Consider the following 24,070-nt stretch of genomic DNA (forward strand, 5'->3'; position numbering starts at 1 on the left):
AAAGCTATCATATATAAAAAAGAGTGTCGAAACGTATGTCCGACACTCCTTCTTATTTGAATCGTATTGGTTTTGTACTACTGGCTTTATTCAGTAATAACTGAAAACTCCCCAATACCAGCTTGGGGCAAATCATCCACAATCCGTGTTGCTACAAACCGGATCTTATCCCCTTTTACAGCCGGGAAACGTATTTCCTGTTCGATCGGATTATGTTTGATGTTTGAGAACTCTCCTTCAGCAATTTTTTTGTTGTTCACAAATAACTGATAATTGGAAATATGTCCTCCTGCATCACGTCCCTGGTTAGGCACATAACGGAATCCGGCGATCGGAAGTTCTTTAGCCAATTGTATCTCGATCTCTTGCTTTCCTTTCGGTAAATAAAAAGTTGTATATCCGTTACCGTCGAACATGGCAATAGCCTTTTCGTTCTTTGGAGAAATAACCGTGTAGTCTGAAGCTGGAATATCCAGTTCTTTTACAGATACCGGACTGGCTTTGTCAAATGTACGGTCGTATGAAATAGCTTTGATCGTACCTTTTTGAGCAAACGCAAACGGTTCTGTGTAACGAGGAGAGTCTTTTGTCGGTTCAGAACCGTCGGTTGTGTAATGAAGTTCTGAATTTTTATCTTCCACCTGGATTGTAATGATATTCTTCAAGTCACGTCTGATTGCAGGTTCTGTCAGCAATGCAGGTGCAAGGAATGCTTCTACATTATTAATACATAGCGGACCGCGTGCATCCAGGAAGTTGATGCGTATCTTATCAGCGTTGACGGTCTGGAAGCGGACAATTCGTTTATAACCGACAGTTGTCGTAGAGTCGGCTGCTTCGACGGGAGTCCATTGTCCGTCTTTTTCCGTTTCGATGGTAAATGCTTTTACGCGCTGCCCCAATGGAATGTATTCCTGGATCATCAGGCGGTTTACATCTGTCGGTTTATTAAATGTAAAGGTAAGTGTTGCATTTGTGACGTCATCATCTGTAGCCCAGTAAGAATCCCAATCCCCGTCATTGACTTTGTCGGCTTTGAACTGACCGCCGCGGGAATTGCTGGCTTTTACAGAGGTACCTTTCAATAAATCTGTTTTAAGATCGTTCTGTATGGTCTGATGCCATTCGATAGCGCGGATCGAATCGGTCGGGCTGATCTTTCCGTTCAGTGCGACAGGGAAATTCAACAGGAAGTTCGCATTATGTCCCACACTCCGGTAATACAGATCTACCAGATGTGACAACGACTTCACCTGGTGGTCTTCGCGTGCATGATAGAACCAGCCCGGACGGATGGATACATCGCATTCGCCGCCCAGCCACTGCTCGCCATCTTCCAGTCCCCATTGGCTCTGACGGTAATGTATGCCGTCTTTTTTGGTAAACATACTCCATTGTGTATCACCTGCCCAGCCTTCTTCGTTCCCGATCCAGCGGATAGTAGGTTCGGTTCCGCCGAAGATCATGACTGACGGATTGTATTTTTTGATGGTGTCGACGGCCTGTTCGTATTTATAATAACTGTTCGGGTCGATCGAACGTGTTTCATCGGCACCGCCGTACCAGCCGTTTCCTCCGTTTGCGCCGTCGAACCAGTATTCGAACAACGGACCATAGTTGCACACCAGTTCATGCAATTGGGCATGAAACTTCTCTACGTATCCCGGTTGTCCGTAATTTTCACTGTTGCGATCCCAGGGAGAAAGATAGATTCCGAATTTCAGTCCGTGTTTATGGCAGGCATCGGAAAGCTCTTTCACCATATCTCCTTTCCCATCTTCCCAAGGAGAGTTTTTCACGCTGTATTCTGTCGTAGCAGTCTGCCACAGACAAAAACCGTCGTGATGTTTGGCGGTGAGGATCACCCCTTTTAATCCGGCTGCCTGGATCGTGCGGACCCATTGTTCGCAATCCAGATCAGTAGGATTGAAAGTTGAAGCCGGCGTATTTCCGTACCCCCATTCAAGATCGTTGAATGTGTTCAAACCAAAATGGACGAATGCATAGGTTTCCATTTTATGCCATTCTACCTGCTCCGGTGTCGGAATAGGATAGACAGGGTCAGGGGCACTTACTTCCTTACAGGAAAATAACGTACTGAGTCCGACCCCAAGGAGGAAAAGATAATTTGTGCTTTTCATCTCGTGTTTATGTTATTGTTTATGCTCCCAAAGGTACGAAAAATCTGGTTTGCCGATGTTTTTCCAGTCTGTTTTGATATTTTTACTTATTGTATAACAGGGAAAAAGCTATCCGATAGGATCTTGGCGTATTTAGTACAATATTCTTTGTCTTATTGTATTAAATACATGTGGTATTTCTCTATCTGCTTAATAATGTGATGTATAAAATGTATTCTAAGTTTGTTTTGTTGATAATGAATTCATATATTTGGGCATCTAATAACTATATTATTTATAATAGATACCATGAAAAGAAGAGATTTCTTAACAAACACAGCATTGTTGGGTGCCGGAATACCACTGGGTATGTCGTCGGCTGTAATGACTTCATGTACGCAAGAAAAACAAGGTGCAGGTGCCGCTGCGAAGAATTATTCTCCGGAAGAATTGGGAATGTTTTCTTTTGTAGAAGTGGCTCCTGACGGAAAACCGTTAAAAGCGGCGTTGGTCGGTTGCGGTGACCGTGGAACAGGTGCAGCTACTCAGTTTCTTAAATCCGGTCCGAATGTTTCCATCATCGCTTTGGCTGATCTATTTCCGGATAGAATGGCTACTTGCCGGAAAGTATTATCGGAACAATTTAAAAACGAGGTTCCTGATGCAAACTGCTTCCTGGGATTCGATGCGTATAAAAAGGTATTGGCGATGAACGATATAGACGTCGTTCTGCTGTGTACTCCGACACATTTCCGTCCGGAACAGTTTAAAGCTGCCGTTGAAGCCGGTAAACATATCTTTATGGAAAAGCCTTGTGCTGTCGACCCTACGGGTATACGTACAGTGATTGCTGCGGCAAAAGTGGCAACTTCAAAAGGTTTGACTGTAGTAACGGGAAATCAGCGTCGTCATCGTAAAGACTATTGGGAAGCTTATGTTCAGGTAAAAAATGGATTGATTGGTGATGTGGTGTCATCTTCAGCTCATTGGGATCAGGGTGCCTGGTGGAATAAACGGAAACGGCCGGAATGGAGCGATATGGAATATTGTATCCGTAACTGGTTTAATATTAAATGGCTAAGCGGTGACCATCTGCTGGATCAGGCTATTCATAATATTGATGTTGTTACTTGGTTTATGGAAGATCGTCCGGTTCGTGCGGTAGGTTTCGGCGGTCGTGCACAGCGTCTGACTGGCGATATTTATGACTTCTTCAGTGTAGACTATTATTACAATAATAATAAACGGATGTTGGCAACTGCTCGTCAGATTGACGGTTGTGACGGAAATGTATCCGAACAGGTATATGGCACCAAAGGCGTTGCCCTGTTGAACGACAGAGGTGAAATTAAGCTTGTAGATTACAATGGGAATACCCTTTGGGAGTATGACTATCAGAATAAACCGGTGAAAAATCCGTATGATCAGGAACATGTCCATTTGGTTGAATCAATTCGTTTAGATAAAAAAATAAATCAGGCAGAAGCACTGGCCTATTCAACCCAGGTTGCTATTCTTGGACGTGAAGCAGCTTATACCGGTAAACCGATTACATGGGATGAGATTATGGCATCGACTCTCCGTTATGGTCCGGAAGAATATAAGATGGGACCGTTACCATTCTATAAAGAAGGGGAAGCTCCAAAGCCGGGTAAAGCTCCGGATGCTCCGGTTATGTAAATTTGAAATTGCGTCAATAGCGAAACTCCGTATTCTTATATCGAAGAATACGGAGTTTTGTTTAATATATGGTGAACAGATAAAGTTGATTTCTCGAACAATTTGCCTTTCGACAGCTGTGGTAAGATATTTCGATAGCTGTCGAAAGGCTTTCCCATAGCTATCGAAAGGCCTTCCCACAGCTGTCGAAAGGCAAACCGTTTGGAATGTAAATGCACAATGAACGGCATCCTTGTTCTTCTTCCTGCCTATGGATTGTACCGGTTTAGACTTAGCAACAGAATGAGCGAGGTTAATTTCAGCTGATTTATCCGTGTCGGTTTCGTTTATGCCCGTATTTCTTTTCTCTTTCGTACGTACATTATATAACAACGTCTTTGATGAAAAAATAAATACAAAATATTTGGTAAAATATTTGGAGCGTATGTTGTAAAGCACTACTTTTGCACCCGCATTCGAGAGAGAACGGCGCACCAACATGATGAAAGGGGTAACCTGTGGAAAGGGGATGAGGTTAGAGATTCTAAGCAAGATTCCAACCGCCGCAGCGACTCGAAAAAAACTTTGAATTTTTCTTCTGAAAAATTTGCCGGTTAAAATAAAGTCCTTACCTTTGCAGCCGCAATCGAAAGATGAGCGAAAGTTCTTTGAAAGATTTACATATCAACAAGTAGTACAAGTATTAAAAATTAATACCGTCAAAAACTTGAAAATAAACTAACGGATTCTGAGCAAAGATATAACAATTTAAACAACGAAGAGTTTGATCCTGGCTCAGGATGAACGCTAGCGACAGGCTTAACACATGCAAGTCGAGGGGCAGCGGGGAGTAGCAATACTCTGCCGGCGACCGGCGCACGGGTGAGTAACGCGTATGCAACCTGCCTATCAGAGGGGAATAACCCGGCGAAAGTCGGACTAATACCGCATAAAACAGGGGTCCCGCATGGGAATTTTGTTAAAGAATAATCGCTGATAGATGGGCATGCGTTCCATTAGATAGTTGGTGGGGTAACGGCCCACCAAGTCCACGATGGATAGGGGTTCTGAGAGGAAGGTCCCCCACACTGGTACTGAGACACGGACCAGACTCCTACGGGAGGCAGCAGTGAGGAATATTGGTCAATGGGCGAGAGCCTGAACCAGCCAAGTCGCGTGAAGGATGAAGGATCTATGGTTCGTAAACTTCTTTTTTATAGGGAATAAAGTGCTGGACGTGTCCAGTTTTGTATGTACCCTATGAATAAGGATCGGCTAACTCCGTGCCAGCAGCCGCGGTAATACGGAGGATCCGAGCGTTATCCGGATTTATTGGGTTTAAAGGGTGCGTAGGTGGTTTTTTAAGTCAGCGGTGAAAGTTTGTGGCTCAACCATAAAATTGCCGTTGAAACTGGAGGACTTGAGTATGTTTGAGGTAGGCGGAATGCGTGGTGTAGCGGTGAAATGCATAGATATCACGCAGAACTCCAATTGCGAAGGCAGCTTACTAAACCATAACTGACACTGAAGCACGAAAGCGTGGGGATCAAACAGGATTAGATACCCTGGTAGTCCACGCAGTAAACGATGATTACTAGCTGTTTGCGATACACGGTAAGCGGCACAGCGAAAGCGTTAAGTAATCCACCTGGGGAGTACGCCGGCAACGGTGAAACTCAAAGGAATTGACGGGGGCCCGCACAAGCGGAGGAACATGTGGTTTAATTCGATGATACGCGAGGAACCTTACCCGGGTTTGAACGTAAGTTGACCGGAGTGGAAACACTCTTTCTAGCAATAGCAATTTACGAGGTGCTGCATGGTTGTCGTCAGCTCGTGCCGTGAGGTGTCGGCTTAAGTGCCATAACGAGCGCAACCCTTATCTTTAGTTACTAACAGGTCGTGCTGAGGACTCTAAAGAGACTGCCAGCGTAAGCTGTGAGGAAGGTGGGGATGACGTCAAATCAGCACGGCCCTTACATCCGGGGCGACACACGTGTTACAATGGCATGGACAAAGGGCAGCTACCTGGCGACAGGATGCTAATCTCCAAACCATGTCTCAGTTCGGATCGAAGTCTGCAACCCGACTTCGTGAAGCTGGATTCGCTAGTAATCGCGCATCAGCCATGGCGCGGTGAATACGTTCCGGGCCTTGTACACACCGCCCGTCAAGCCATGGGAGTTGGGGGTACCTAAAGTCCGTAACCGCAAGGATCGGCCTAGGTAAAACCGATGACTGGGGCTAAGTCGTAACAAGGTAGCCGTACCGGAAGGTGCGGCTGGAACACCTCTTTACGGAGCGAAGGATTCGTTATCAGGTTGACTAAAAGGTATTAGTTAACTTGTACTACGGTTGAATATGTATAAAATATAGATCATACTTACGATAAAAAGTAAGTAAGAGAGAAAAATGATGCTGAGGGCAACCAAGGCAAAGTTGACAGTCCTATAGCTCAGTTGGTTAGAGCGCTACACTGATAATGTAGAGGTCGGCAGTTCAACTCTGCCTGGGACTACAGGATCTCTAAGAAGGTACTGGGGGATTAGCTCAGCTGGCTAGAGCATCTGCCTTGCACGCAGAGGGTCAACGGTTCGAATCCGTTATTCTCCACACAAAGGATTACCGGGACATAAGAAACGAAAGTAATCTAAAAAGATCTTTGACATGATGGACAACGTAAAATAAAGTAACGAAAAAGAGCAAGCTGAAGATATATCAATCCGATTTACCGTATGGTAACCGGAAAAAAGAAAGTAAGCAAGGGCAGACGGTGGATGCCTTGGCTCTCGGAGGCGATGAAGGACGTGATAAGCTGCGATAAGCCGGGGGGAGATGCAAATAATCTTTGATCCTCGGATTTCCGAATGGGGCAACCCGGCTGGTTGAAGACCAGTCACCTCGTAAGAGGAGCGAACGTGGGGAACTGAAACATCTAAGTACCCATAGGAGAAGAAAATAAAAATGATTCCGCAAGTAGTGGCGAGCGAACGCGGAAGAGCCCAAACCGGTATTGTTTAGGCAATACCGGGGTTGTAGGACTACGATGTAGCAAGACATTAGTAAAGTAGAACGTTTTGGAAAGAACGGCCATAGACGGTGATAGCCCGGTATACGACTTACTGACGAAGCTTAGTAGTATCCTGAGTAGCGCGGGGCACGAGAAATCCTGTGTGAATTAGCGGGGCCCATCCCGTAAGGCTAAATACTCCCGAGAGACCGATAGCGAACCAGTACCGTGAGGGAAAGGTGAAAAGAACCTCGAACAGAGGAGTGAAATAGACCCTGAACCCGTCTGCCTACAAGCGGTCGGAGCAGCCTTAAGGTTGTGACGGCGTGCCTTTGCATAATGAACCTACGAGTTACTTTCTCCGGCAAGGTTAAGTGATTCAGTCACGGAGCCGAAGCGAAAGCGAGTCTGAACAGGGCGCCATAGTCGGAGGGAGTAGACGCGAAACCAAGTGATCTACCCATGGTCAGGTTGAAGGTTAGGTAACACTAACTGGAGGACCGAACCGGTAAGCGTTGAAAAGCTTTCGGATGAACTGTGGGTAGGGTGAAAGGCTAATCAAACTTGGAGATAGCTCGTACTCCCCGAAATGCATTTAGGTGCAGCCTTTATTTAGTATAGCATGAGGTAGAGCGACTGATTGGATGCGAGGGCTTCACCGCCTATCAAGTCGGATAAACTCCGAATGCGTGCTATATATTGATAAGGAGTGAGGGCGCGGGTGCTAAGGTCCGCGTCCGAGAGGAGAAGAATCCAGACCATCAGCTAAGGTCCCCAAATAACAGTTAAGTTGAACTAACGAAGTCAGACTGCAGAGACAGCTAGGATGTTGGCTTGGAAGCAGCCATTCATTTAAAGAGTGCGTAACAGCTCACTAGTCGAGGAGTTTGGCGTGGATAATACTCGGGCATAAACTGTTTACCGAAGCTATGGATGTCGTAAGACATGGTAGGGGAGCATTCCAGCGGCGTTGAAGGTGAGGGATAACCCTTGCTGGAGCGACTGGAAAAGCAAATGTAGGTATAAGTAACGATAAAGGAAGTGAGAAACTTCCTCGCCGAAAGACTAAGGTTTCCTGATCAACGTTAATCGGATCAGGGTAAGTCGGGACCTAAGGATAAGCCGAACGGCGATTCCGATGGAAGAATGGTTTAATATTCCCATACTACTTTATGGAGCGATGTGGAGACGGAGAAGTGACAGTCCTGCCATCTGACGGAATAGATGGTTAAAGGGTGTAGACGTGGATCGTGGTAGGCAAATCCGCCATGAGAGTCGAACCTGACAGTATGCCGCGTACTTGTACAAGGCAATATGGACGTAATCAGGCTCCCTAGAAAATCCGCTAAGCATATTCATAAAGTACCCGTACCGTAAACGGACACACGTAGTTGGGTTGAGAATACTGAGGCGCTCGAGTGATTCACGGTTAAGGAACTAGGCAAATTGACCCTGTAACTTCGGGATAAAGGGTCCCTACTGAAAGGTAGGGCGCAGAGAATAGGTCCAGGCAACTGTTTAACAAAAACACATGGCTGTGCGAAATAGAAATATGAAGTATACAGCCTGACACCTGCCCGGTGCTGGAAGGTTAAGAGGAGAAGTCATCGCAAGAGAAGCTTTGAATTGAAGCCCCAGTAAACGGCGGCCGTAACTATAACGGTCCTAAGGTAGCGAAATTCCTTGTCGGGTAAGTTCCGACCTGCACGAATGGTGTAATGATCTGGACACTGTCTCAACCGTGAGCTCGGTGAAATTGTAGTATCGGTGAAGATGCCGATTACCCGCGATGGGACGAAAAGACCCCGTGAACCTTTACTATAGCTTTACATTGAATTTGGGCAACTAATGTGTAGGATAGGCCGGAGACTATGAAGCAGGTACGCCAGTATTTGTGGAGTCACCGTTGAAATACGGCCCTTTGGTTGTTTGAGTTCTAACTCGCGAGATGCGAGGACACTGTATGGTGGGTAGTTTGACTGGGGTGGTCGCCTCCAAAAGAGTAACGGAGGCTTCTAAAGGTACCCTCAGACCGATTGGTAACCGGTCGTAGAGTGTAATGGCATAAGGGTGCTTGACTGGGAGAGATACAACTCGATCAGGTAGGAAACTAGAGCATAGTGATCCGGTGGTTCCGCATGGAAGGGCCATCGCTCAAAGGATAAAAGGTACTCCGGGGATAACAGGCTGATCGCTCCCAAGAGCTCATATCGACGGAGCGGTTTGGCACCTCGATGTCGGCTCGTCACATCCTGGGGCTGGAGAAGGTCCCAAGGGTTGGGCTGTTCGCCCATTAAAGTGGCACGCGAGCTGGGTTCAGAACGTCGTGAGACAGTTCGGTCTCTATCTATCGTGGGCGTAGGATATTTGAGAGGCTCTGACACTAGTACGAGAGGACCGTGTTGGACAGACCCTGGTTTACCGGTTGTACCGCCAGGTGCACCGCCGGGTAGCTAAGTCTGGATTGGATAAGTGCTGAAAGCATCTAAGTACGAAGCCAGCCTCAAGATTAGATATCCCTCAAGGGTCGTCGTAGACTACGACGTTGATAGGCTACAGGTGTAAGGGCAGTAATGTCGAAGCCGAGTAGTACTAATAGCCCGAGACTTTCTTTTTCCGGGAGAAAGGGTTGATATATCTGAAGAATTGAAAATTGACAATTGAGAATTGACAATTATTGATTCGCTCTATGGTTACGTTAAAGTAACGTTGTCCAAGTCAAACATCTTAAAAAGAAATTAAGGTGGTTATAGCGTTGGGGATCCACCTCTTCCCATTCCGAACAGAGAAGTTAAGCCCAACCGCGTCGATGGTACTGCGTAAAAGTGGGAGAGTAGATAGCCGCCGTTTTATTCAGCGAAAGCTGAAAGACAGAAAGGAGTCAGTTCAACAGAATTGACTCCTTTTCTATTTTATACAGATCCATTCTCTTCGTTCAAAACATCGATGCCTTTATTCGTAGCGCACGGCTGTTCCGGCTGCAGTGACCATCAGACTCCCTTTGTATTATAACTCGCTTAGATAACGCTAAAAACGCCTTAAAATTATTTATCCTTTCGTTATTCCCTAAAACAGCTATTGAGTAATTCTATTCTAAATTCGTGCGCACACGATACTACAAGGCTTCTTTGTGAAAATAAATACAAAATATTTGGTAAAATATTTGGAGCGTATGTTGTAAAGCACTACTTTTGCACCCGCATTCGAGAGAGAACGGCGCACTAGAAATGATGAAAGGGGTAACCTGTGGAAAGGGGATGAGGTTAGAGATTCTAAGCAAGATTCCAACTGCCGCAGCGACTCAAAAAAAACTTTGAATTTTTCTTCTGAAAAATTTGCCGGTTAAAATAAAGTCCTTACCTTTGCAGCCGCAATCGAAAGATGAGCGAAAGTTCTTTGAAAGATTTACATATCAACAAGTAGTACAAGTATTAAAAATTAATACCGTCAAAACTTGAAATAATAACGGATTCTGAGCAAAGATATAAAACAATTTAAACAACGAAGAGTTTGATCCTGGCTCAGGATGAACGCTAGCGACAGGCTTAACACATGCAAGTCGAGGGGCAGCGGGGAGTAGCAATACTCCGCCGGCGACCGGCGCACGGGTGAGTAACGCGTATGCAACCTGCCTATCAGAGGGGAATAACCCGGCGAAAGTCGGACTAATACCGCATAAAACAGGGTCCCGCATGGGAATATTTGTTAAGAATAATCGCTGATAGATGGGCATGCGTTCCATTAGATAGTTGGTGGGGTAACGGCCCACCAAGTCCACGATGGATAGGGGTTCTGAGAGGAAGGTCCCCCACACTGGTACTGAGACACGGACCAGACTCCTACGGGAGGCAGCAGTGAGGAATATTGGTCAATGGGCGAGAGCCTGAACCAGCCAAGTCGCGTGAAGGATGAAGGATCTATGGTTCGTAAACTTCTTTTATAGGGAATAAAGTTCGGGACGTGTCCCGTTTTGTATGTACCCTGTGAATAAGGATCGGCTAACTCCGTGCCAGCAGCCGCGGTAATACGGAGGATCCGAGCGTTATCCGGATTTATTGGGTTTAAAGGGTGCGTAGGTGGTTTTTTAAGTCAGCGGTGAAAGTTTGTGGCTCAACCATAAAATTGCCGTTGAAACTGGAGGACTTGAGTATGTTTGAGGTAGGCGGAATGCGTGGTGTAGCGGTGAAATGCATAGATATCACGCAGAACTCCGATTGCGAAGGCAGCTTACTAAACCATAACTGACACTGAAGCACGAAAGCGTGGGGATCAAACAGGATTAGATACCCTGGTAGTCCACGCAGTAAACGATGATTACTAGGAGTTTGCGATACACGGTAAGCTCTACAGCGAAAGCGTTAAGTAATCCACCTGGGGAGTACGCCGGCAACGGTGAAACTCAAAGGAATTGACGGGGGCCCGCACAAGCGGAGGAACATGTGGTTTAATTCGATGATACGCGAGGAACCTTACCCGGGTTTGAACGCATTTGGACCGGAGTGGAAACACTTCTTCTAGTAATAGCCATTTGCGAGGTGCTGCATGGTTGTCGTCAGCTCGTGCCGTGAGGTGTCGGCTTAAGTGCCATAACGAGCGCAACCCTTATCTTTAGTTACTAACAGGTCGAGCTGAGGACTCTAAAGAGACTGCCGGCGTAAGCTGTGAGGAAGGTGGGGATGACGTCAAATCAGCACGGCCCTTACATCCGGGGCGACACACGTGTTACAATGGTGGGGACAAAGGGCAGCTACCTGGCGACAGGATGCTAATCTCCAAACCCCATCTCAGTTCGGATCGAAGTCTGCAACCCGACTTCGTGAAGCTGGATTCGCTAGTAATCGCGCATCAGCCATGGCGCGGTGAATACGTTCCCGGGCCTTGTACACACCGCCCGTCAAGCCATGGGAGTTGGGGGTACCTAAAGTCCGTAACCGCAAGGATCGGCCTAGGGTAAAACCGATGACTGGGGCTAAGTCGTAACAAGGTAGCCGTACCGGAAGGTGCGGCTGGAACACCTCCTTTCTGGAGCGAAGAGTTCGTTATCAAGTTGACTAAAGGTATTAGTTAACTTGTACTACGGTTGAATATGTATAAAATATAGATCATACTTACGATAAAAAGTAAGTAAGAGAAAAAATGATGCTGAGGGCAACCAAGGCAAAGTTGACAGTCCTATAGCTCAGTTGGTTAGAGCGCTACACTGATAATGTAGAGGTCGGCAGTTCAACTCTGCCTGGGACTACGAATATAATTGACAATTGACAATGCACAATTGATAATTATAGAACTCAAACTCTAATTGTCAATTGTTAATTATCAATTGTCAATTGAAACTGGGGGATTAGCTCAGCTGGCTAGAGCATCTGCCTTGCACGCAGAGGGTCAACGGTTCGAATCCGTTATTCTCCACACAAAAATTGTCAATTATCAATTGTTAATTGTCAATTTAAAAGATCTTTGACATGATGGACAACGTAAAATAAAGTAACGAATAAAAGAGCAAGCTGAAGATATATCAATCCGATTTACCGTATGGTAACCGGAAAAAAGAAAGTAAGCAAGGGCAGACGGTGGATGCCTTGGCTCTCGGAGGCGATGAAGGACGTGATAAGCTGCGATAAGCCGGGGGGAGATGCAAATAATCCTTGATCCTCGGATTTCCGAATGGGGCAACCCGGCAGGTTGAAGGCCTGTCACCTCGTAAGAGGGGCGAACGTGGGGAACTGAAACATCTAAGTACCCATAGGAGGAGAAAATAAGAATGATTCCGCAAGTAGTGGCGAGCGAACGCGGAAGAGCCCAAACCGGTATTGTTTAGGCAATACCGGGGTTGTAGGACCACGGCATGGCAAGAAATCAGGAAAGTGGAACGCTTTGGAAAAAGCGATCAGAGAGGGTGAAAATCCCGTACACGACTTTCTGAGGAAGCCTAGTGGTATCCTGAGTAGCGCGGAGCACGAGGAATTCTGTGTGAATTAGCGGGGCCCATCCCGTAAGGCTAAATACTCCCGAGAGACCGATAGCGAACCAGTACCGTGAGGGAAAGGTGAAAAGAACCTCGAACAGAGGAGTGAAATAGACCCTGAACCCGTCTGCCTACAAGCGGTCGGAGCAGCCTTAAGGTTGTGACGGCGTGCCTTTTGCATAATGAACCTACGAGTTACTTTCTCCGGCAAGGTTAAGTGATTCAGTCACGGAGCCGAAGCGAAAGCGAGTCTGAACAGGGCGCCATAGTCGGAGGGAGTAGACGCGAAACCAAGTGATCTACCCATGGTCAGGTTGAAGGTTAGGTAACACTAACTGGAGGACCGAACCGGTAAGCGTTGAAAAGCTTTCGGATGAACTGTGGGTAGGGGTGAAAGGCTAATCAAACTTGGAGATAGCTCGTACTCCCGAAATGCATTTAGGTGCAGCCTTTATTTAGTATAGCATGAGGTAGAGCGACTGATTGGATGCGAGGGCTTCACCGCCTATCAAGTCCGATAAACCCGAATGCGTGCTATATATTGATAAGGAGTGAGGGCGCGGGTGCTAAGGTCCGCGTCCGAGAGGAGAAGAATCCAGACCATCAGCTAAGGTCCCCAAATAACAGTTAAGTTGAACTAACGAAGTCAGACTGCAGAGACAGCTAGGATGTTGGCTTGGAAGCAGCCATTCATTTAAAGAGTGCGTAACAGCTCACTAGTCGAGGAGTTTGGCGTGGATAATACTCGGGCATAAACTGTTTCGAAGCTATGGATGTCGTAAGACATGGTAGGGGAGCATTCCAGCGGCGTTGAAGGTGAGGGATAACCCTTGCTGGAGCGACTGGAAAAGCAAATGTAGGTATAAGTAACGATAAAGGAAGTGAGAAACTTCCTCGCCGAAAGACTAAGGTTTCCTGATCAACGTTAATCGGATCAGGGTAAGTCGGGACCTAAGGATAAGCCGAACGGCGATTCCGATGGAAGAATGGTTTAATATTCCCATACTACTTTATGGAGCGATGTGGAGACGGAGAAGTGACAGTCCTGCCATCTGACGGAATAGATGGTTAAAGGGTGTAGACGTGGATCGTGGTAGGCAAATCCGCCATGAGAGTCGAACCTGACAGTATGCCGCGTACTTGTACAAGGCAATATGGACGTAATCAGGCTCCTAGAAAATCCGCTAAGCATATTCATAAAGTACCCGTACCGTAAACGGACACACGTAGTTGGGTTGAGAATACTGAGGCGCTCGAGTGATTCACGGTTAAGGAACTAGGCAAATTGACCCTGTAACTTCGGGATAAAGGGTCCCTACTGAAAGGTAGGGCGCAGAGAATAGGTCCAGGCAACTGTTTAACAAAAACACATGGCTGTGCGAAATAGAAATATGAAGTATACAGCCTGACACCTGCCCGGTGCTGGAAGGTTAAGAGGAGAAGTCATCGCAAGAGAAGCTTTGAATTGAAGCCCCAGTAAACGGCGGCCGTAACTATAACGGTCCTAAGGTAGCGAAATTCCTTGTCGGGTAAGTTCCGACCTGCACGAATGGTGTAATGATCTGGACACTGTCTCAACCGTGAGCTCGGTGAAATTGTAGTATCGGTGAAGATGCCGATTACCCGCGATGGGACGAAAAGACCCCGTGAACCTTTACTATAGCTTTACATTGAATTTGGGCAACTAATGTGTAGGATAGGCCGGAGACTATGAAGCAGGTACGCCAGTATTTGTGGAGTCACCGTTGAAATACGGCCCTTTGGTTGTTTGAGTTCTAACTCGCGAGATGCGAGGACACTGTATGGTGGGTAGTTTGACTGGGGTGGTCGCCTCCAAAAGAGTAACGGAGGCTTCTAAAGGTACCCTCAGACCGATTGGTAACCGGTCGTAGAGTGTAATGGCATAAGGGTGCTTGACTGGGAGAGATACAACTCGATCAGGTAGGAAACTAGAGCATAGTGATCCGGTGGTTCCGCATGGAAGGGCCATCGCTCAAAGGATAAAAGGTACTCCGGGGATAACAGGCTGATCGCTCCCAAGAGCTCATATCGACGGAGCGGTTTGGCACCTCGATGTCGGCTCGTCACATCCTGGGGCTGGAGAAGGTCCCAAGGGTTGGGCTGTTCGCCCATTAAAGTGGCACGCGAGCTGGGTTCAGAACGTCGTGAGACAGTTCGGTCTCTATCTATCGTGGGCGTAGGATATTTGAGAGGCTCTGACACTAGTACGAGAGGACCGTGTTGGACAGACCCTGGTTTACCGGTTGTACCGCCAGGTGCACCGCCGGGTAGCTAAGTCTGGATTGGATAAGTGCTGAAAGCATCTAAGTACGAAGCCAGCCTCAAGATTAGATATCCCTCAAGGGTCGTCGTAGACTACGACGTTGATAGGCTACAGGTGTAAGGGCAGTAATGTCGAAGCCGAGTAGTACTAATAGCCCGAGACTTTCTTTTTCCGGAGAAAGGGTTGATATATCTGAAGAATTGAGAATTGAGAATTGACAATTATTGATTCGCTCTATGGTTACGTTAAAGTAACGTTGTCCAAGTCAAATATCTTAAAAAGAAATTAAGGTGGTTATAGCGTTGGGGATCCACCTCTTCCCATTCCGAACAGAGAAGTTAAGCCCAACCACGTCGATGGTACTGCGTAAAAGTGGGAGAGTAGATAGCCGCCGTTTTATTCAGGCGAAAGCTGAAAGACAGAAAGGAGTCAGTTCAACAGAATTGACTCCTTTTCTATTTTATACAGATCCATTCTCTTCGTCCAAAACATCGATGCTTTATTCGTAGCGCACGGCTGTTCCGGCTGCAGTGACCATCAACATACTTCCGCTGCCTCCAACTGTTTCATAGTCCAGATCTACTGCTATGACAGCATTGGCTCCCATACGAGCAGCATGCTCGCTCATTTCCTGTAAAGCGATATCTTTTGCTTCGCGTAATACACTTTCGTATGAACCGGCACGGCCACCTACAATATCGCGTATTCCTGCAAAGAAATCTTTGAATACATTTGCCCCGATGATTGTCTCACCGGATACAATTCCATAATATTGGGTGATCTTTTTCCCTTCGATGTTGTTTGTCGTTGTTAATAACATAGCTTTTTATTTTATAGTCTGCAGCAAATATATCTATTATATTGAATCTGTGATCGGATTTAGCACAAATAAAAACGGACAGAGGTTCATTTATATAGAATCTCTGTCCGTCGTTTATCGAATGCCTATCCGTTTATCGTTTTTTACGGATGTGTGTTTGTCATTTCAAATACAAGTTTACCACCTTTGGTGATGTCTTTATGCGAGATAAACGGAGTCTCCAGTACTTTGCCGTTCAGCAAAACTCTTTCTATATATTTGTTTTCAGGACTGTTGTTCTCCACCCGAATCTCAAATACTCCGCCTTTCACGCGAATTAAGGCATGATTTATCATCGGACGGCCCAATGTATAAACCGGAATACCCGGAGCAACCTGATAGAAACCTAATGCACTCATCACATACCATGCCGACATCTGTCCGCAATCTTCGTTGCCGATGATACCGTCCGGCTTGTTCGTATAGAATTCGCGCATGATATAATCCAGGCGTTCCTGTCCTTTCCAGGGTGAATCCGTCCAGTTATACAAGTAAGCCATATGGTGGCTCGGTTCGTTACCATGAGCATACTGACCGATCAGACCTGTGATATCACCTGAAGCATGTTCACCATCCACCTGTGAAGATGTTGTGAATAGAGTATCCAAGCGTGTTTCCAATTCTTTCTTGCCTCCGATCGTAGCAATGAAATTATCCATATCGTGTGGTGCGAAGAAACTCCATTGGAAAGCATTACCTTCCGTATAATCACTTCTCATGTGAGCCGAGTAACGCGGATTAAACGGAGTACGGAAAGTTCCGTCACCCATAATCGGACGCATCATCTTCGTTTCCGGATCCAGATAACGTTTGTAGTATTCTCCTTTGGCAGCATAAGCCTGCGCCATAGAGTCCAATCCTGCTTTGGCTGCGATCTGTGAGATACACCAGTCTTCGTAAGCCATTTCTAATCCCCAGGATACAGATTCGGGAACGGAATCAGCCGGAACGAATCCATATTTTTCTTTATAATACGGATGACGGGTGATCAAATCGAGTTCACGTGTTCCTTTGAACTTTTCTGCCAGGTCTTCACGGTAAACGGAAGAACGTGCACCGGCTTCCGCCCATGTTTTCAGGTCACCGTCAGCCAGGTCTTTGCAAACCAGGTCAGCCAGAACGGATACGGCAGGATAGCCAACCATACAACCTGTATAGCTGGAAGCCAACGGCCATTTCGGTAGAATGCCTCCTTCTTTATATCCCTGTACCAATACTTTACCCCAGTCGGCTGCCAGATCCGGATTGATGATCGTCATTAACGGATGCAAAGCACGGAAGGTATCCCACAAAGAGAATACGGAATAGTTCGTATAGCCCGGTTCTGCCTTATGTATCTTTTTATCCATACCTAGATAACGACCGTCTACGTCCTGATAGGCGAACGGAGCGATCATCGTATGATATAGAGCAGTGTAGAAATTTACCATAACGGTAGGATCAGCCTGAACTTCGATCGCATTCAGTGCGTTGTTCCATATCTCAGCCGATTTGATGCGGGTTGCTTCGAAATCCCAGCCGGGAAGTTCTGCTTCGAGGTTCTTTTCTGCTCCTTCCGTATCTACCATAGAAAGTGCTACTTTTACGTATAAAGGTTCAGCCTTTTCTGGAAATTTGTAATGGAATTTCAGATCTTCGGCAGTATTGATACGCAGGAACAATGAATCCTGGCGCAATTTACCGTCGATGTATTGGTATATTGTTTCGATAGGTTCAGAGAAGGTGATCCGGTAAGAAACCGAATGGAAATGTGCCCATCCCTGCGTGCGGACTGTTCCTTCTACTGTCGAATCGTTCACGAACAGGTAGCTGTTATCTACCAGTTTATGCCCCCAGTTCGGTTGCAGGATATGTCCCAGGTCGAGCATTACGCGACGATCTTTAGGGTTGTCGTAGGTATATTTATGGAAACCAACTTTATCAGTACTTGTTAATTCCACATTTACTCCGAAGTTATCCAAGCGTACGGCATAATAGCCCGGAGTTGCTTTCTCGGTATCTTTATTGAAAAGACCAACCGGCTTGATCGAGTCGGTACCGGAGAAAGGCAGTAATGCTACATCACCCAGATCGCCGATACCGGTACCTGAAAGGTGTGTATGGCTGAATCCATAGATTTCCCGGTCATCATAATGATAACCGCTACTGGCATCCCAACCCATGATATGGGTATCCGGACTAACCTGTACCATAGCAAACGGACGGGTAGCGCCGGGGAAAGTATGCCCGTGGAATCCGGTTCCAATGAACGGATCGACATACTTGATTTCATCACTTAATAAGCCACTGCCGGGGGCTGACTGGCAACCTGCCAGCAGACAGAGTACAGCTGCCTGTAGGAATAAGATCGTCTTTTTCACTTTTTATTGATTTAGTTTGATATTATGCGTATCTATTGTTAATTAGAACTGCTACAAATATAATGAAAAAGAACTATATAGCGCTGTTTTTCTTCTATCTGATAAAAAAAGTGACAGAAAACTGCAACCTTTTACCTGGCTCACTCGTCTAATATAACAGAGATGAGAACAGACGAATTCATAACAAGGATACTGCCGCTAAAAGACAACCTGTTGCGGGTTGCTTTCAGGATTACCGGAAATGCAGATCGTTCGGAGCAGATCGTTCAGGAGGTCATGCTGAAGATTTGGAACGAACGGGCCGCATGGATCGTAATAGAAGATCTTCCTTCTTATTGCTTGATGGTCACGCGTAACATGGCATTGGAAACGGTCAATTTAAAGAAGAAACGAACAGAAAGCTTCGTAGTCAGATAACATTGTTTAAACCGCGAATATGGATTATAACCGTATTACATTATTGTTGGACAAATACTGGGAGTGCGCTACCACTATTGAAGAAGAACGGGAATTGCGTCACTTTTTCTCGGCTGAAACATTGCCGCCGGAGTTACGCCCTTACCGTGCCTGGTTCATGTCTCCCGAAGCAGAGATCCTGCCACCGTTAGGGAAGGAATTTGACTTGAAAGTTCTCCAGCGGATCAGCAGGGAGAAGAAACGGCGGCATCTTCGTCTTTTCTATTCATTTACCACCTTGGTAAGTGTCATTATTATCCTGTTGCTGGTCTTGTTGCTGACATCTTCTTTTATGATAGAGAATAATTGCTGTGTTTGATATATTCTTACCTTTGCAGGAAATTTGAAAAATCATGTTCACGGTAATTGGAATCATGTTTGGTGGTATTGCTGTCGGATATCTTTTGCGGAAGGTGGAACTGCTGCAAAAGATCGGTAAGCCTATTTCTTATACAATCCTGCTCTTGCTGTTTCTGCTGGGTATCTCAGTAGGGGCGAATGATGCTATTGTCGATAATCTGACTACATTGGGAGGGCAGGCTTTTCTGATCGCTTTGGCGGGAACTTCCGGAAGTGTGCTGGCTGCCTGGGGTGTTTACCATTTCTTTTTTAAGGAAAGGAGGGGAGAATGAGAGGGAGTCTGATCGTTGTCGCTTTCTTTGCACTCGGCTGTATCCTGGGATGGAGCGGGTATCTGCCGGATGTGATCGTAGAAAATAATATAACTATGTATGTGCTTTACCTCCTGATGTTTCAGGTTGGATTAAGCATTGGCAGTGATAAGAAACTGAAAGATATATTATGTAGTATCCGTCCGAAGTTATTGCTGGTACCTTTGGCAACTATTATCGGGACGCTGACGGCTTCCGCTTTGATCAGTCTGGTGATCACCAAATGGAGTGTGTTCGACTGCCTGGCTGTCGGTAGCGGATTTGCTTATTATTCGTTGTCGTCTATCCTGATAACGGAGTTGAAAGAAGCTTCACTGGGTGTACAGATGGCTACGGAACTAGGGACGATTGCGTTGATGGCTAATATTATCCGTGAGATTATGGCTTTGCTCGGTGCACCTTTGTTTGTCAAGTATTTCGGAAGACTGGCCCCTATCTGTGCCGGAGGGGCGACGACGATGGATACAACATTACCGATTATTACCCGTTATTCCGGAAAAGATTTGGTATTCGTTTCTATCTTCCACGGTATTTTGGTCGATTTTACGGTGCCGTTCTTTGTCTCTTTTTTCTGTTCAATGTGAATAGGATAGTCATAAAAGATAATATAATAATCTGTATGAGAAACTTACTGATCGCTATATTGTTGCTCGTTTCGTTCTGTGCTGCCGGACAGCCGGGACGAAGACTGGATAAGCTGGGGGATAGCGAAATGATCCCAGCCGGACAGGCTGCATTTTACGGCGATTTCATCCAACGCCTGAAAAAGTTTAAAAGTGGCGGTTATCCCCAGGATATCCGGATAATCAACATTGAGACGAACGAAGTATTTATTTTCAGGGTAAAGTCTACCTTTAAGACCTCCAAGGAAAATCCATTCTGTTACCTGATCGAGCCGGGAACGTATGCGATCCTGAATTATTGGTGGACGGAAAGCAAATGGTATGGCGGAAAATCTTATATGGAACCTATTTATAAAGGAGAAGACTCTATCCTGGAGACGGAACGGAAGATAAAGAACAAGGAACAACGCCCGGACGAACTAGTCCTGTTTAAATTTACCGTTGCCCCGAATACGCTGAACTATGTCGGTACCTGGCATTTCGAACAATCTCCCGTTTATTTTACCGATGATAAGGAACAGGCCGACGATCGGATGAAAGATAAATATAAAAAGTTAGACTTTTCATCTTCCCGCATAGCAATCCCCGATTAAAACAGCATTTATCATGAATAGAGTTTGTGTTGTTTGAGAGTAGAACATTATTGTTATGCTTTATTGAAACTCCTGGAATGAAAGCACGTCTGTTTTGTCTATCCGGTAATCTGACTATTTAATTGATATAAAAGAGCGGATCAAATCAGAGCCATAAAACTGGCTACTGACTTGATCCGCTTTTTTATATCTCAGGTACTTATTTCTTTACCGTCTGCAACATCACTTTCACTGCTTCTTCCAGTTGATGGTCTTCACCCTTCAACTGCGACTCCGGTGTGTTGTAGATTTCGATATCCGGTTCCAGTTCATGGTTTTCCAGGTAATTACCTTGCATATCCTGAACACCCACCTGCGGAATACCGAATACGATAGACGGGTCGATCTGCGACTCCCACCAAACAGCAGTCATAGTTCCCGGTACCGGAGTACCGATCAGCTTACCTATTCCCAACGTTTTGTAAACCCAGGGGAAGCCATGCGCATTCGAGTAGTTATCTTCGCAAACCAGTACACACGACGGTTTCAACCATTTGTTGAACGGATCGCTACCGATATACTGTCCGCGTGGCATGAAACGCTGATATTCTTTACCGCTCAACAATGTAGCCAGGTCGTCATGCAACCAGCCGCCACCATTATGACGGGTATCGACGATCACCGCTTCCTTGTTGCGGCAACGTCCAAGCAATTCAGAGTAAACTTCACGGAAACTTTCGCTGTTCATCCCTTTGACATGTACGTAGCCAATCTTTCCGCCGGAAAGTTCATCTACTTTCTTACGGCAGTTCTCTACCCAGCGTTTGTACAGCAGATTGGATTGTTCGCCGTAAGAGATTGGTTTAACCTGTTCTTCAAAACGTTCTTTCGTTGCCGGATTGTAAACCGACAATAAGACTTTCTTTCCGGCTTTACCGCTTAACAACGGATAAAAATCTTCCCCATTCTTGATCGGTTTCTCATTGATCTTCTCGATGATGCAACCCGGTTTAATCTTGGTATCGGCCAGTGTCAATGGACCTTTGGCAATAATCTCGGCAATCCTCAAACCGTCGCCGTTATAGCTATTGTCATAGAATGCACCCAGGCAAGCCGTTGCCGGAGCAGAGGAAGACGGACGGAAACGGGCACCTGTATGCGAACCGTTCAATTCTCCCAATAGTTCGGATAACATTTCCTGGAAGTCGTAATTATTGTTGATATGCGGCAGATAACGGGCATAGGCTTTCTTGTATCCATCCCAGTCGATGCCATGAAGCGTCGGATCGTAGAACTTGTCTTCTACCTGACGCCATACATGGTTGAATATATATTCACGTTCTTGCGGCGGACGATAAGAGAATTCAGCCTTGAACGGGATATTCTTGGTTTTGCTGTCTTTGATCTCTACCTTTTTCAGCTGGCCACCCGATACGAGGAAGAGGTTTTCACCCTTCTTATCGGTAAACATTCTGCCCCCGCCGACTTCTTTGATCAATAACTTGGTCGTATTCTCTTTGAAGTTACGCTCCCACAGGTCATAACCTTTTTCAAAAGAAGCACAATAATAAAGTTTATCGCCTTTCGGTGTCAATACGGCATCACCCAGGTTCGATGAGTTGATTGTCAGACGGATGACACGGTCTTTGCGGTTTTCCAGGTCGAACTTCAATGGTTCTACCGGTTTGTCCTTGTCGTCTTTTTTGTCTTTATCATCTTTCTTTTTGTCATCTTTTTTCGCTTTGGACTCTTTTTTATCATCCTTTTTGTCCTCGTCCTTCTCTTTGTCTTCGTCGATCAGTGCGAGCTCTTCTTTGCTCAGGCGGAATTTATCGTATGCTTCGGCATCAAAGAACATGATATAAGTATCATCCTGTGCCCCCCAACTGCCATGACTGCGGTAACCTGCCCGGTCGGACGACCAGATCATTGCTTTTCCATCGAGTACCCATTTGGGGTTTCCGTCCGAATAACCGCTTTCCGTCAGGTTGGTAATATCTCCGCTACCATCTGCTTTTACCAATGCGATGTCTTTGTTGTTCCATCCGCCGATTGCGATATATTCCACCAGGAACCATTTACTGTCGGGAGACCATTGATAAGTCTGGTCTCCGTCGCTGTATGAATAATTGTATTTGCCATCCAATACCGTGCGTACCTGTTTACTTTTCAGGTTGATCACACGTAATGTCGTACGGTCTTCCAGGAAAGCCACCTCTTTACCGTCAGGCGAATAAGCCGGTTGGAAAGAAGTTTTGTCCGTTACTACGAGCGGTTCTTCTTTTATTTCCTGTGCATAAGTGAAATATTTGTCGTCTTTACGAGCCAGGCTGCTCTGATAGATACCCCATGTTTCCCCCCGTTCAGCCGAGTAAACCAGCGAACGACCGTCGGGACTGAAATCGATATTGCGTTCCTGCTGCGGTGTATCGGTGATCTGTCGGGTTGTTTCGTATTCAACGGAAGTAACATATACGTCGCCTCTTACAATAAAGGCTACTTCTTTTCCATTCGGAGAAACAGCAATGCTAGTCGCTCCGTTTGACATCAAGCGATGAATCAGATCGTTCTCTGTCTGGTCGGAGATGATATTTACTTTTACTTTTGACGGTTGTCCGCCTTCCTTAATTGTATATATTTCACCGTCATATCCGTAGCAAAGCATTCCGTTGTTGTCGGAAGTAAGGAAACGGACAGGGTGTGTCGTATGATTGGTTATCTGCTTGCCGTTTTTACCGGTCAGGTCGTTCTTGAAGATATTGAAACTCCCTTTTTCTTCGCTTAGGTAGTAAAATGCCTTTCCGTCGGCTGTCCATACCGGATTACGGTCTTCACCGCGGAAAGTGGTGATCTTCTTGAAAGAACGGTCGTTGCCTAACGAACATAACCAGATGTCACGTGTGATGGAAGACTGGTGATGTTTGCGCCAGGGATCTTCATATCCTTTGAAATCATTATACAATAGCTGGCTTCCGTCTTTGCTGAGCGCTATATTTTCCATCGCCAATGACGAATATAAAGTCGGTCGTCCTCCGGTAGTATTGACCTGGTAGACCTGCGAAAACAGTGACGAAGGGAACTGGCTGTCCTTTACATCCTGTTGGATAGAGGCTGTGTAAAGAACATGCTCGTTGTCGCTGAATGTATCCGGGTATTCGTTGGCCGAATGGGTGGTCAGTTGAGTCGGTGCGCCTCCTTCTTTATTCATAATGAAGACGTCGAAGTTACCGTTACGGTCGGAAGCGAAAGCGATCCGCTTTCCGTCGGGCGACCAGACAGGGCGTGTGTCGTGGGCCTGGTGGGTTGTCAACTGGGTAGCTTTACCACCTGTAGCCGGTACGGTATAGATATCGCCTTTATAGGTGAATGCTATTGTTCCTCCGTCCGGAGAAATTGCCGGGTAACGCATCCATAACGGATCATTGTCGGCAAAAACGGACCCTGTCAATAAAAGGGCCGATGTTAAGATCAGTAATTTTTTCATGCGTTTA

10 protein-coding genes, 4 tRNA genes and 6 rRNA genes are annotated in these 24,070 nt (G+C 46.1%); 16 read left to right on the top strand and 4 right to left on the bottom strand.

Annotated elements, in window-relative coordinates:
* Positions 1–86: 86 nt before the first annotated feature.
* Positions 87–2,141 (bottom strand): alpha-L-fucosidase, encoded by a 2,055-nt coding sequence (locus tag P3L47_RS07595; protein ID WP_277783215.1) that lies wholly within the window; start codon positions 2,139–2,141, stop codon positions 87–89.
* Between the two features lie 288 nt (positions 2,142–2,429).
* Between P3L47_RS07595 and P3L47_RS07600 the strand changes: the two genes are divergently transcribed.
* From P3L47_RS07600 to rrf (P3L47_RS07650), 11 genes are all read left to right on the top strand, one after another.
* Positions 2,430–3,800 carry a Gfo/Idh/MocA family protein gene (locus P3L47_RS07600; RefSeq protein ID WP_277783216.1) on the top strand — a complete coding sequence of 457 codons (1,371 nt, stop codon included), beginning with the start codon at positions 2,430–2,432 and terminating at the stop codon, positions 3,798–3,800.
* A gap of 751 nt (positions 3,801–4,551) precedes the next feature.
* Positions 4,552–6,076, top strand: a 16S ribosomal RNA gene (locus tag P3L47_RS07605).
* 147 nt (positions 6,077–6,223) lie between these two features.
* A tRNA-Ile gene (locus P3L47_RS07610) sits at positions 6,224–6,297 on the top strand.
* 21 nt (positions 6,298–6,318) lie between these two features.
* A tRNA-Ala gene (locus tag P3L47_RS07615) sits at positions 6,319–6,392 on the top strand.
* Between the two features lie 137 nt (positions 6,393–6,529).
* Positions 6,530–9,404: ribosomal RNA gene (locus P3L47_RS07620) — 23S ribosomal RNA — on the top strand.
* Between the two features lie 124 nt (positions 9,405–9,528).
* Positions 9,529–9,639, top strand: a 5S ribosomal RNA gene (gene rrf / locus P3L47_RS07625).
* A gap of 648 nt (positions 9,640–10,287) precedes the next feature.
* Positions 10,288–11,811: ribosomal RNA gene (locus P3L47_RS07630) — 16S ribosomal RNA — on the top strand.
* Between the two features lie 146 nt (positions 11,812–11,957).
* Positions 11,958–12,031: transfer RNA gene (locus tag P3L47_RS07635), tRNA-Ile, on the top strand.
* A gap of 93 nt (positions 12,032–12,124) precedes the next feature.
* A tRNA-Ala gene (locus tag P3L47_RS07640) sits at positions 12,125–12,198 on the top strand.
* 138 nt (positions 12,199–12,336) lie between these two features.
* Positions 12,337–15,208, top strand: a 23S ribosomal RNA gene (locus P3L47_RS07645).
* Between the two features lie 116 nt (positions 15,209–15,324).
* Positions 15,325–15,435 (top strand): 5S ribosomal RNA (gene rrf, locus P3L47_RS07650).
* Together the 16S, 23S and 5S rRNA genes with 4 tRNA genes alongside form the textbook arrangement of a ribosomal RNA operon.
* A gap of 102 nt (positions 15,436–15,537) precedes the next feature.
* Here the strand turns inward: rrf (P3L47_RS07650) and P3L47_RS07655 are convergent.
* Both P3L47_RS07655 and P3L47_RS07660 read right to left on the bottom strand, forming a co-directional pair.
* Positions 15,538–15,858, bottom strand: coding sequence for a heavy metal-binding domain-containing protein (locus P3L47_RS07655; protein ID WP_122363584.1), 321 nt, complete (start codon positions 15,856–15,858; stop codon positions 15,538–15,540).
* A gap of 143 nt (positions 15,859–16,001) precedes the next feature.
* Positions 16,002–18,257 (bottom strand): GH92 family glycosyl hydrolase, encoded by a 2,256-nt coding sequence (locus P3L47_RS07660; protein WP_277783217.1) that lies wholly within the window; start codon positions 18,255–18,257, stop codon positions 16,002–16,004.
* A gap of 162 nt (positions 18,258–18,419) precedes the next feature.
* Between P3L47_RS07660 and P3L47_RS07665 the strand changes: the two genes are divergently transcribed.
* Genes P3L47_RS07665 through P3L47_RS07685 form a run of 5 tightly spaced genes read left to right on the top strand, consistent with a single transcriptional unit; the run spans position 18,420 to position 20,600 of the window.
* Positions 18,420–18,674, top strand: a complete 255-nt coding sequence (locus P3L47_RS07665) for a sigma factor (protein WP_122363586.1) — start codon at positions 18,420–18,422, stop codon at positions 18,672–18,674.
* Positions 18,675–18,693: 19 nt separating this feature from the next.
* Entirely contained in the window at positions 18,694–19,032 is a 339-nt protein-coding gene (locus P3L47_RS07670; RefSeq protein ID WP_122363587.1) for a hypothetical protein, read from the top strand.
* Positions 19,033–19,066: 34 nt separating this feature from the next.
* Positions 19,067–19,345, top strand: coding sequence for a LysO family transporter (locus P3L47_RS07675; protein ID WP_277783218.1), 279 nt, complete (start codon positions 19,067–19,069; stop codon positions 19,343–19,345).
* Complete coding sequence (locus P3L47_RS07680) at positions 19,342–19,968, top strand: LysO family transporter (RefSeq protein WP_122363589.1); 627 nt, start codon at positions 19,342–19,344, stop codon at positions 19,966–19,968. The genes P3L47_RS07675 and P3L47_RS07680 overlap by 4 nt, the downstream gene beginning before the upstream one ends.
* A gap of 35 nt (positions 19,969–20,003) precedes the next feature.
* A complete protein-coding gene (locus P3L47_RS07685; protein WP_277783219.1) occupies positions 20,004–20,600 on the top strand; it encodes a hypothetical protein in 597 nt (198 codons plus the stop codon).
* A gap of 199 nt (positions 20,601–20,799) precedes the next feature.
* Here P3L47_RS07685 and P3L47_RS07690 read toward each other — a convergent pair whose 3' ends face one another.
* Positions 20,800–24,063, bottom strand: a complete 3,264-nt coding sequence (locus tag P3L47_RS07690) for a S41 family peptidase (protein ID WP_277783220.1) — start codon at positions 24,061–24,063, stop codon at positions 20,800–20,802.
* Between the last annotated feature and the right edge of the window lie 7 nt (positions 24,064–24,070).

Source organism: Parabacteroides chongii (assembly GCF_029581355.1).
Taxonomy (GTDB): domain Bacteria; phylum Bacteroidota; class Bacteroidia; order Bacteroidales; family Tannerellaceae; genus Parabacteroides; species Parabacteroides chongii.